Annotated in this window: 4 protein-coding genes; all 4 read left to right on the top strand. The window is 62.0% G+C overall.

Annotated elements, in window-relative coordinates; all coding sequences use genetic code 11:
* Positions 1-261: 261 nt before the first annotated feature.
* Positions 262-1,683, top strand: a complete 1,422-nt coding sequence (locus AC0L3A_RS39545) for a tyrosine-type recombinase/integrase (protein WP_473256444.1) — start codon at positions 262-264, stop codon at positions 1,681-1,683.
* A gap of 77 nt (positions 1,684-1,760) precedes the next feature.
* Positions 1,761-3,464 (top strand): hypothetical protein, encoded by a 1,704-nt coding sequence (locus tag AC0L3A_RS39540; RefSeq protein ID WP_473256443.1) that lies wholly within the window; start codon positions 1,761-1,763, stop codon positions 3,462-3,464.
* A complete protein-coding gene (locus tag AC0L3A_RS39535; RefSeq protein WP_473256442.1) occupies positions 3,461-5,623 on the top strand; it encodes an integrase in 2,163 nt (720 codons plus the stop codon). Before AC0L3A_RS39540 ends, AC0L3A_RS39535 begins: the two co-directional genes overlap by 4 nt.
* Positions 5,624-5,843: 220 nt before the next feature.
* On the top strand, positions 5,844-6,878 hold the full coding sequence (locus AC0L3A_RS39530; RefSeq protein WP_473256441.1) for an ArdC family protein: 1,035 nt from the start codon (positions 5,844-5,846) through the stop codon (positions 6,876-6,878).
* Positions 6,879-6,939: the final 61 nt, after the last annotated feature.

Raw genomic sequence — 6,939 nt, 5'->3', positions numbered from 1 at the left:
TTATCTTGACAGTCTGCACCGACTCTCAGTGTCTTGCTGACGTCGATGCAACAGGACTGACGGGGGCGATAGGTCGTGTCTCCACTTGTGGTGTAGCTCGGTAGAGCAAAGCCGTCCGCACGCGCGCCATCCAATAGCGCCGTAGCGGGCGGACGGCTTTGCGGTGGTCACCGCCGGCCGCAGCGCTCCCACATAGCTGGCGGCGGCCGGCCTGGATAGCGCCGGGCAAGTTGAACGCTTTCGTTGATGCCGGCTCCCCGGATGGGGGGCCGGGGGAAGGTCGAGCTTGTGGACAAGGTAACGCCGGCTTCGAACATCACTATTCAGGAGCGCCGCTCAGCAGACGGGCTTGATGCCCACGTTCCCATGATTCTCCGGGACGGGGCGCTCTACGATCCTGATCTGGATCGTTTCTTCCGCGATCTTCCTCTCAATGGCGTTCGCTCCCGCCACTCCCTTCGCGCCTATGGCTATGACGTCCTCGTCTGGGTCCGCTTTCTTTTGCAAGCCTGCGGCAAGTCTGTATGGCAAGGTGATCGTCGCGACGTCCTTGCCTACCATCGAGTTCGTCGCCGGACGGAGGCCGGCCAACGTATCTCCGCGGCTTCCTGGAATCGATCTGTTGCCTGTCTCGATCGCCTCTATCGTTGGGGTGTTCACGAAGGCCTGGTCTCCGAAGCGCCGTTCACGCACCGCTCCGTTTGGAGGCGAGGATACGGCGGCCGGCGAGCACAGATTACAGCACGCAACGACGCCTATGAGCCGGCTGCCCGCCGAGCGGATGTCAGCTTTGTCACCCTCGATGACTACCGGGTATTTCGGGACGTCGGCCTCAGAGGCCTTATGCCTGATGGCAGAACACGCCCCGGCGCCCGTGATCGCAACGGCATTCGCAATGCGTTGTTTTCCGACCTCGTTGTGACGACAGGCCTTCGGCTGGAAGAAGCCTCCTTTCTGTTTGCGTCCGACCTCGCTGCCGTCGATCGGCGAACAGCTCGACAGGTGTGGCTCGATCTGCCGGACGCGCTGACCAAGGGTGATCGTGGTCGCCAGATTCTTCTTTCCGGTCGACTGCTTGAACAGGCGCGGGCCTACATCGCGGTCGAACGGGCTCACGCGGTCACGAAGTTCCGGCGGCGCTCCGGCTGGCGCTCGCGCGAACGTCCGATCTTCGTTCATGGGGAGCAGTCAGCTTCCCGATTGCGACTGCTCGACGGGAGCAACTTCGCTCTTGACCTGCTCAGCCCTGAAGAACGCAGCAGGATCATCGTCTGCGATGACGACGGTACACCGAGCGAGCCCGCCGTGCTGTGGCTCACGGAAGTCGGATTGCCGGTTCAACCGAACTCCTGGGAAGTGATCTTCGCCCGGGCATCCGAGCGGTGCAGGTCTCTCGGCTTTTCGATCAACATCACCCCGCACCAGCTCCGCCATACCTTTGCCGTGCATATGCTCGCGATGCTGATCCAGCACCGGCTTCGCGATGCAGCTTTGCCCGCCGGATCGATGGAAGGATATCGGCAGATCCTCGGCGATCCCTTGCAACAGGTCCAGCGCCTCCTTGGCCACGCCAGCCTCGCAACGACCTACATCTATCTCGATCATATCGCTTCGCGCGCCGATACCGTCGATGCCGCCGTCGCGGAGTTACTGGCGCTGCTGCCGTCGGAGCACTCGTTATGAGGCGGCGGCCGCGGAAGGGAACTCCAGTTCGTTTTGCGCCCGCAGATGGTGTTGTCCCGGCTCATGCCGGCGACCAAGTGCTCGGTCTGCGCTTCAACATTGAGGCGCGCTATGGTGGGATCGTCGAAGTCGATCTCATTGACCTGCGCCCGCGGGCACTCGCTATAGCCTTTGCCGGCGCTGTTCGCCGACAGGCCGAACTCGGCGGCTCGTTGGGAGCGCGCAGCACCATCAAGCAGCACATCGCGGCATATCATCGGTTTTTCGCGTATCTGAGAGACCACTCTCATGCCACGAAGCCTTCCGATCTTCGCGCGCAGGATATTGACGGATACGAAGCCTCCCTTGAGGCCGCCGGCATGACGCCGATCCATCGGCACATGGTCCTCGCGAAGGCGGTTCTTGCGCTGCGCTCCATCGATATAGATCAAGCCGGCCTTCTCGATGAGGGGCTCCGCCGTCGCCTGAGTTACACGAGCGCGCAGTCCGCAGGGCGATCGCAGCCCCGCGACGCATATAGTCCGTTCGTCGCTCGTCAGCTACGTGACGCGGCTCGTGCCGATATCAGCAAGATGTTCCGGCGTATCGGCCGTCCGCTCGACGAAGCTGGTGATTCCAACCTCGGCAGTGCGGTCGCCGATGTTGAAGCCACGATTGCCGCAGAAGGCAAGATCGATCACTCGGACCGTGCCTTCAAACGCCTGTACTTCATGCGCCTGCGCCGCGGGTTGCCGGTTTCCAACCTTTGCGAGGATCTCCATAGCCGCCATCATTTGCTCGCATCCGATCTGCCGCCATTGCTGACCTTCCTGTCGTTGGAGACGGGGCTCGAGATCGAATGCTGCAAGACGCTGACGATCGACTGTTTGCAAAACCCCGGACCCGGTACGGTCGAGATCAGCTACATAAAGCGTCGCGCGCGCGGTGCCGAACAAAAGCGCCTGCGAGTTCGTGATGGCGGCCTCGGCACACCTGGCGGATTGATCCGTAAGCTGATCGAAGTGACGGGCTTTACCAGGCGCTTCCTTCCGGTCGAGTCTCTCTGGGTCTATCACTATAAAGGACGCGGACAGTTTCGGTCCGGCATCGACCACCCGCATCAGTTGGTGGACAACTGGGTCGCTGGACACGGCATCGTTGACGACGATCGCCGTCCTCTTCACCTCACTCTCGCCCGGCTGCGCAAGACGCATAAGGCACTCTGGTATCTCAAGACCGAAGGGCACATGGCGCGCTTTGCCGTCGGCCACACGCCGGAGATCGCCGCTCGCCACTATGCCGATATTCCTTCACTGCGCCCATTGCATGAAGCCACCGTCGCCGAGGCCCTTACGGAAGTTGTCGCGGCGGCAGGACCGATCGTTCTGTCACCCGACAGCGAATCTCTTTGGCGCCAGGGTGCTGATGTCCTCGTGCAGACCAATAGCGTGCGGGCGCTCCTGGATGGAGATCAGGACGTTTGGCTCGCTGCGTGCTCAGGTTTCCAGAGCAGTCCCTTCGCCGAAGCAGGCTCGCCCTGTCCGCAGCCGTTCTGGGGCTGTCTGGAATGCCGCAATGCAGTCATCACTGCTCGTAAGCTGCCCGCGATTCTCGCTTTTCTTGACTTTATCGAGGGCGAACGGGCCGGGCTTTCTGCGGCCGACTGGAGCATCAAGTTCGGTCGCGCGCATGCACGCATCACCCAGCAGATTCTGCCCGTCTTCTCTGAAGGTGTGATCGCCCAAGCTCGCAGCGAGGTCGCCCAACAATCTCTATATCTTCCGCCCGAGGTTCGGCCATGAGCCAAGTTGCCTTCGCTCCATGCCGGCAGGGACTAGACGACCGTCCGGTTCTTGCTTCCGCGCCGCTGAAGATGGGCTTCGACCGGAGTTGCCTGTCGCGCTATGGCGACGCAAGCTGGGATCTCGGTCCGGCCGTATTCCGCGAGAACGCCCGTCGCTGCCACGTCACCGTACATTTTGCATCGGTCGAAGACGTCGGTACCCGCGAAGCAATCCGGGAGTTCCTCTATGTCCGGCTCAACGTCGACCTTCCTGGTTATCGCAAGAAGCTCCCACCTGCCTGTGTCCGGCAGATATTCAACAGGGCGCGCCGATTCTTCGAGTTCGTCCACGGCGAACTCGGCGCTGTCGATCTCTCGCGGGTCGATCAGCAATTGCTCGACCTCTATGCCCGCCATCTCCAGACCGATCGCAGCCGTCGGCCTGTGATTGTTGGCCAACTCCTGGAAGTGCCGGTCGACCTGCATGCCTATCGTCATCATCTTCCTTCCCGAGGGCTGTCGTTCCAGCCGTGGAGCGGACAAGCTCCAGCCCGTGTCGCTGGTTGTCGTCACGTCCGCGAGAACCGCACCCCACGGATGCCGGAAGAAGTCATCGCGCCACTGTTGGCCTGGTCGATCCGCTACGTCACCGAGTTCGCGCCCGATATCTTCGCCGCCCGTGAAGAGTTGGATCGATTGGAGGCCCATTGCGCCAAGCTTGTTCGATCAGACCAGGTCCTCGACCGCAAACAGCGCCGTGGCCGACAGCGCCGGCGTCTCACGGACTACTTTGAGCGGCGCCGGCGTGAAGAGCGCGGTGTGCCGATCTGGGGGACTGCTCACAATGGCACCGTTTTGCGGCATCCAGAGACAGGTGACGTATCGCCTCCTGTCAACTCGCACCTGCTTCATCTTCATATCGGGATCGATGCCCGCGCAGAGTCCAGGATGCATATTCAGCTTGCGAGCGGAGCGCCGGACCTGATCGATGCAGCCATACGCGAACTCGGCGTTGAGACCGGCGGCATGGACACCTGCATCTCTCTTCTGCCGGAGACCGGTCGACCGTGGCGACCCCGTTTCGACGCCAAGACGCTCGCCCAAGAGGAGCGGATGCTGCAATCAGCGGCCTATGTCCTGTGCGCGTATCTGAGCGGCATGCGCGACTGCGAAGTTCAAGCAATGCAGCGTGGGTGTCTCTCCATTACCCGCAGTGAAGATGGTCTGATCATGCGCCACCGCGTCCGATCGGTCGCCTACAAAGGCAAGTCGAGCCATGGCCAAGCGGCCGAATGGATCACGATCGAACCCGTCGCCAAAGCCGTCGAGGTATTGGAGCGCCTGTCGTTCCCGGCGGCAACCGCACGCGGACTCACGACACTCTGGCCGGTCCTGGCCGCCAAATCCGTGTGCAAGGATCACCTCTCTGCCGAGATCGTGCGGCAGCTCAATCTTTATCGCGATCACCTCAATAAGCTGTTCGGCACGGTCAACGAGCCGGTTATTCCCACCAGCCCCGAAGGCAAGCCTTGGCGCATCACAACACGGCAATTTCGCCGAACGATCGCATGGCATATCGCCAACCGTCCCTTCGGCACGATCGCCGGCATGATCCAGTATAAGCACGCCTCAGTCGCTGCCTTCGAGGGCTATGCCGGCTCCAGCAAGTCCGGCTTTCGCGCCGAGGTCGAGAGCCAGCGTGCGCTTGGGCAACTCGATGATCTGCTGGTGTACTTCGATGAGCGACAGACTGGCTCGATGCTGTCCGGACCAGCGGCGCCGCGCATATCAAAGGCGCTCGATGCTGCGGCGGCAGAACTCGATCCCCTGCCAGTCATGATTGCAGATCGCGCGCGGCTTCGCACGATGCTCGCCAGTCTCGCGCGCACATTGCACGTCGGGGTGCTCGCCGATTGCTTCTTCGATCCCGGGACCGCCCTATGCCTGAAGCAGGCAACCAACGCCGACAACAAGACGCCGCTGACGGCGCTTTGCCAACCAACACGTTGTCCAAACGCCTGCATCACCACCAGGCACCGGCCAGCATGGGCGCGTTCCGCAGATGAGGCGAGAGCCGTCCTCAAAGAGAAGCGGTTATCTTCGCTGCAGCGCTCCGCTCTGCAACAAGATCTCGCACGCATCGAGGCTGTCCTCGACGATATTGATCACGGCAACTGACGTCAGAACTCCAGGCCTGAGGTTGCGGCCGCGCCGGGTGGTTCTCGCCGGCGTCCGCCCCGGCATAGTCGGAGCGTGCGATGCCCCGCACGGCCGCGCAACGGCTGATCGCCGTCCTCCGCTTTCGCTTCGGCTCTGCGAGTGCGCGGTCGCGCTTTCAGGCATCGCAGGTGGCTGCTCCGCCGCCGGGGATGGACCCCGGCCGAACGGGAGCCCCATCATGATGAGACACCACACAACCAACCACGGCCGCCCTGTCGGGCGGCGGGAGAGGACGAGGAAGGCCGGAATCGAGCGGCCGGTTGAGGGAGTGAGAGAGGCTTGCTCCGCCGGCCGCGGAGATTCTCCCATGTCCCATACATCGAGTTCGGCAGAACGCGCCGATGTCTACACGCGCATCACCGCCGAGATCGTCGCTGCTATCGAAGCTGGTGCCGGCGAATGGCGCATGCCCTGGCATCACGACGGCACCGCCATCACCCGCCCTCAGAACATCTCGTCAGCCAAACGATACCGTGGTGTCAACGTGCTCGCGCTCTGGATTGCTGCGCAAGCTCAGGGCTACGCCGACGGCCTCTGGGGAACCTATCGGCAATGGCTCGCCATCGGCGCGCAGGTGCGCAAGGGCGAACGAGGAACGACGGTTGTTCTCTGGAAGCAGACAAAGGCGGCTACCAACGACGATGCAGACGACGGTGACGATGATGTTCGTCACCGCGTGTTCGCACGTGCCTTCACAGTGTTCAATGTCGCCCAAGTGGATGGCTATGAACCGCAGATCGTCGAGAAGCTTCCTGCGAGCGAGCGCCTCACTCACGTCGACGCATTCATCGATGCGCTGAAGATCCCGATCGTCACCGGCAATTACAATGCGCACTACCGCATCGACCTCGACACGATCTTCATGCCGGAATACGCAGTGTTCACGAGCCCAGCGGCCCAAGCCGGCACTTTAATACATGAGGCAGCGCATGCCACGGGCGCAAAGCACAGGCTCGACCGGGACTTCCAGGAACGGTTCAAGCGCGATTGGCTGCCGATCGAAGAAGCCACCGCCGAATTGGCGGCGTCATTCATCCTGGCAGATTTGGGTGTCGCCCATCATCCCAGGCCCGATCACGCCGCATACGTGGCATCCTGGTTGCGACTCCTCAAGGACGATCCTCGGGCCATCTTCACGGCCGCCAGCAAGGCTCAGCAGGCGGCCGATTGGATGCATGCCCAACAGCCTCAAACCGAGGAGATGGCAGCATGATCAGCACCATCTCCAGCGGCGTAAAATTTCAAATAAGGGCTGGACTGTCAGGATATGTTGC

It is taken from the genome of Bradyrhizobium sp. MI1.3, assembly GCF_055811695.1.
The sequence above is the reverse complement of the archived record's forward strand: the minus strand, read 5'-3'. Positions and strand labels throughout refer to the sequence as shown.

Bases quoted from the DNA above. Each gene is read 5' to 3' on its own strand.
- AC0L3A_RS39545 (WP_473256444.1), top strand. From the start codon at position 262: ATGGGGGGCCGGGGGAAGGTCGAGCTTGTGGACAAGGTAACGCCGGCT.
- AC0L3A_RS39530 (WP_473256441.1), top strand. From the start codon at position 5,844: ATGATGAGACACCACACAACCAACCACGGCCGCCCTGTCGGGCGGCGG.
- AC0L3A_RS39535 (WP_473256442.1), top strand. From the start codon at position 3,461: ATGAGCCAAGTTGCCTTCGCTCCATGCCGGCAGGGACTAGACGACCGT.